The organism is Helicobacter sp. UBA3407 (assembly GCF_949747025.1).
Classification (GTDB): domain Bacteria; phylum Campylobacterota; class Campylobacteria; order Campylobacterales; family Helicobacteraceae; genus Helicobacter_D; species Helicobacter_D ganmani.
Genome location: NZ_CATKCB010000180.1, coordinates 1 through 4194 on the forward strand (window position 1 = coordinate 1; position 4194 = coordinate 4194).

Annotated in this window: 4 protein-coding genes; 1 reads left to right on the forward strand and 3 read right to left on the reverse strand. The window is 36.5% G+C overall.

What is annotated here, in order from left to right:
• The 3 genes from Q1553_RS06730 to dnaG all read right to left on the reverse strand — a co-directional run.
• Window positions 1–402, reverse strand: a 402-nt coding sequence (locus Q1553_RS06730; RefSeq protein WP_300842843.1) for a nitroreductase family protein, incomplete at its 3' end; no start/stop codon positions are given.
• A gap of 15 nt (window positions 403–417) precedes the next feature.
• Window positions 418–1389, reverse strand: a complete 972-nt coding sequence (locus Q1553_RS06735) for an argininosuccinate synthase domain-containing protein (RefSeq protein ID WP_115550809.1) — start codon at window positions 1387–1389, stop codon at window positions 418–420.
• Window positions 1367–3058, reverse strand: coding sequence for a DNA primase (gene dnaG, locus Q1553_RS06740; protein WP_297570742.1), 1692 nt, complete (start codon window positions 3056–3058; stop codon window positions 1367–1369). The genes Q1553_RS06735 and dnaG overlap by 23 nt, the downstream gene beginning before the upstream one ends.
• A 107-nt stretch (window positions 3059–3165) precedes the next feature.
• On the opposite strand from dnaG, the gene Q1553_RS06745 reads away from it, so the two are divergent.
• The coding region (locus Q1553_RS06745; protein ID WP_300842844.1) for a tetratricopeptide repeat protein at window positions 3166–4194 on the forward strand (1029 nt) is incomplete at its 3' end.

Consider the following 4194-nt stretch of genomic DNA (forward strand, 5'->3'; position numbering starts at 1 on the left):
AAAGACTTGTTCTCTTGCATAATGTAATTTTTGTTCTGCATTCATTCCATCAATAAAAGGCTTATAAAGTGCGATTCTTTTGTCTATTTCGTCTTGTGGCATATTGCGTCCTTTGAGTTTGGGTATAAAATATTCCCCGAAATCCAAACGCGCAGTGATGATGAGGATTGCCCCACAATGCGCAACATGCTCTTGATGATTTGCAATTTTAGAAATTTCTAGCTTTTGACTTTTGTCTTGAATGACATAAAAACGCCACGGCTCTAGTCCAAGTGAGCTAGGAGAAAGTCGCCCAGCTTCCAAGATGTATTCTAGAGATTTTTCGTCAATCGTAGAATCTTTAAAAGAACGACAGGAATATCGCTCTAGGATAATTTGCTTGAAAATTTGTTTTGTTTCCATTAGGATTCCTTTATTTTAGATTAAAAATTGTTGTGCTTTTTCTTTGCTTTCAAAGGCAAAAGATTCTATTTCTTTGCCTTCAAAGCGCACTTTATAGGGTTGATTTATCTGTGTCTTGCCATAAAGTAGAGTAAGAGAAATCGCAAGATTTTTGTCTTGCTCACTTGCGTCTTTCTCTACAAGCCCTAAAGGTCCAATACAATCTAATAACTCAATTTGCGACATTTTAGGGTGATTGAATTTTAGCTTTTGGTTTTCCTCTTCATTTCTTGCAATCACACAACGCGCTCCATTAGGTAGAATCATATAACGTCCGAATTTGACTAATTCCATATCCTCAAAGACAATGGGACGATGAGAGAGAATATCTTTTATTTTGTTGGCAACAGAAGTTTCTGTGAGCAGGCAGCCTCCACCTGGACGCTCATAATATTCTATGCCATAATGTTGGACTAATTCTAGTTGGCGATTCCGTCCTCTTCCGCTAATATCAAGGAGTTTTTCTCTAGGAATCCAACCTTTTTGCTCTGGAATTGTAGGTGGTAAAAGTTTGGCACATAAAGGACGCACGATAAGCCCGTTTCCCTCACACAGCTTTTCTACTTGCCCTAGAGCCTCTGTGCGTTGGCTTTTGGGACGCTGTCCTAATACTTCTCCACTAATGACAAAACTTGCTCCTTGCGATTCTAACATTTTTAATGCGTGAGAAAACATATTTGCGTGGCAATCAATACAAGGGTTAAAATATTTGCCATAGCCAAACTTCGGCGTGAAGAGAATCTCATCAAAAAATTGCTTCCTAATATCCACAATTTTTAATTCTGCTCCCACTTGATTTAACCTTTGACGCAAGATTTCGCTTTTATCTTGTTTCGCTCCAAATCCAATATTGAAATGCAAAGCCAAAACTTCAATGCCTAAATCTTTGATGATTTTGATTGCAAGTAAGCTATCTAGCCCACCACTAAAAAGTGCCAACGCTTTCATAGAGTGCTAAATCTCCTTTTTTTAAATCTTCTAAATATTTTTGGTACTTTCTTAAAAGAAAGGACTTTTCCCGCAGAGAAAGAGAGGAGTTTTGCAAAAGCAATTTCCTCTGCTCGTCATAATAGCGATAAAGAATCATAATGATTTGTTGTTTTAAATTTTCTTTTGTTTGCGCTTTGATTTTGGAATCCAATAAGATTCCAATTAAAGGTGAAGATTCTAATTCTCCTTGCAGTAGCTTTTGATATGCGAGCGTTTGGGAATGAAACATTTGTGGTTCAAGATAGTTTAATACAAAATCCAAAAGACTCATATCTTCTAAAATACTTTTGATGATGATTTTTTCTGCCAATCCATAAAAACTCTCTTGAGTGCTTGCAATGTCCGCTGGGAAAGAATCTTGAATAGCAGGATTTTGGAATTTTTGCGTTGATTGGACTTTGATTAAATGTGAGGGTAGATTGAGCCTTTGCGCAAGCCAAGATTTGTATTCTTCTTGAATAACGGGTGAAAGTTGGTGTAAAAAGGCAAGGGATTCTTTCAGGCAAGTATCTTTTTGCACAGCATTTTTCAAATCAAATTGGCTTAAAATCGTATTTAACACATAATCAATCAGAGGAATAGGCGCACTAAAAAGGTTTTTTAGAATCTCTATTTCTCCATTTTTCACCATATCTGCAGGGTCTAGTCCATTATCAAATAGCACAACCCCGCCTTCTTTGTTTGCGAGACTCAAAAGGGTTGCTGCTTTAAAGGCTGCGTTCATTCCGGCATTATCTCCATCAAAGGCTAAAAAAATCTTAGGATTTCCTTTGGCAAGCAGAGGCAAATGCTCGTGCGTCAATGCAGTGCCAAGTGTCGCTACTGCGTTGGTAAAACCCGCTTGATGTAACATAATCACATCTAAATAACCCTCTGTAATAATGATTTCATTCAGGCGATAGATGCTATCTTTGGCTTGTGGATATCCATAAAGGACTTGAGATTTGTTAAAAAGTTTTGTTTGGGGTGAATTGATGTATTTTGCTGGGTGATTACCAAGGGTGCGCCCACCAAAGCCAATGATTTTATTTTGCGAAGAACGAATAGGGAAAGTGAGCCGTTGGGTCAGTCTTGCATAATATCGTTTTGCACCATTTTCTACCTCTGCTCCAAGTATTCCAACATTGAGTGCATCTTGTAGATTAATAAAATTGCGTTGCAAATGCGCCATAATTTCGTAGTTGTTTGGTGCATAGCCAAGCTCAAAACGCATTTTTGTTTCGGGTGTGATTCCACGTTTTTTGATATAGGATTCTACTTCTGGATTGAGCATATTTTGATAGTAATCATTCATAAAGTTTAGAATCTTAAAATCATCGCTTTTTTTGATTTTGTCGGTGTATTCTAATGTAATATTATAAAATTGCGCTAGTTTTTCTAATGCTTCAATATAATTAAGCTTTTCATAATCCATTACAAACTTGATTGCATCGCCACTGATTCCACAACCAAAGCAGTGAAAATAGCCTTTATTGGCATTAAGCACAAAACTAGGCGTTTTTTCTTGATGAAAAGGACAACAAGATTTGAAGCTTGCACCCATTTTTTTAACTTCAATATAATGGCTGACAACTTCCACAATATCTAGTTGATTTTTGAGTGCAGCAATGCTTTCTTGTGTAATCAATTTTACTCCAATACTTAAACTTGAAAATCGCAATTTTACAAAAATTTATCTATAAGTTTTGTTATAATTTGTGTGATTTTTCACTAAAAAGGGCAAACTTGGATTTTTTGGAAAGTATTGAGTATCGCGACCCGCTTTTTGGTATTATGATATTTATCTTTTTAATTGGACTTGTCAGTCTTTTTGCGTATTATTGGAATTATTTAATCGGCAAAAGACAGCAAGATTCCTTGAGCAGATTTATAGAAAGCTTTGATTATATTGGTTTTGATAAGGAAGCACAAGAGTTTTTAGCCCTAAGCCCCAATCCCACACCCTCGTTGCTCTTTATGGCAAAAATGTATCAAAAAAGCGCGAATTACGAAAAAGCGATTCGTTTGTATGTGGCACTTTTAGACTCTATTCAAAATCCTGTGGATAAAGTTCCGATTCTAGAATCACTTGGGTTGGTTTATGAAAAGGCTGGATTTCCTCTACGCGCTAAAGAAATTTATTTGGAGATTCTACATTATTTTCCTCGGAATCCTTTGGTTTTGAAGTCTCTTATTAGAACTTACGAAAAATTAAGTCTGTTTAAAGACGCGCTAAGTGCTTTAGGCTGCTTGGAGGAACTACAAGGGGATATGGGCTTATATCGACGTTATTTGAAAACAAAAATCTTAATTTCAAGTCAGAAAAAAAGCGAGGAAACCTCACATAAATTACTGATAATCTTGCGTGAAGAGCCACTTTTAGCGCGTTTAGTCTTAGGATTCTTGAAAGATTTTTATCCCGCACTTTTTTGGGAATCGCTAATGCGAATCCCCAAAGAAACTCTCCTAGATTTACAAGATATATTATGGAATCTCAAAAGTGAAGCGATTCCGCAATCTCTTATTAAGGAGTTGCAAAGCATACCCACAAATCCGCAAAACCGAATCTTGAAAGATATTTTTGAGGCAAAGGGTATTTTGCCACTTAGTTTTTCGCAAAAAGAAACTTTTGAATTAGAAACGATTTGTCTTTTAAGGACGCACAAGAGTTTTCAAGGGGATTTAGGATTTAACTATCAGTGCAAATCTTGCAAGGCAACTACACCTTTAACTTTTGAGCATTGCCCACATTGCGAAGAGCTTTTGACGCTCAAAACTTTTGTG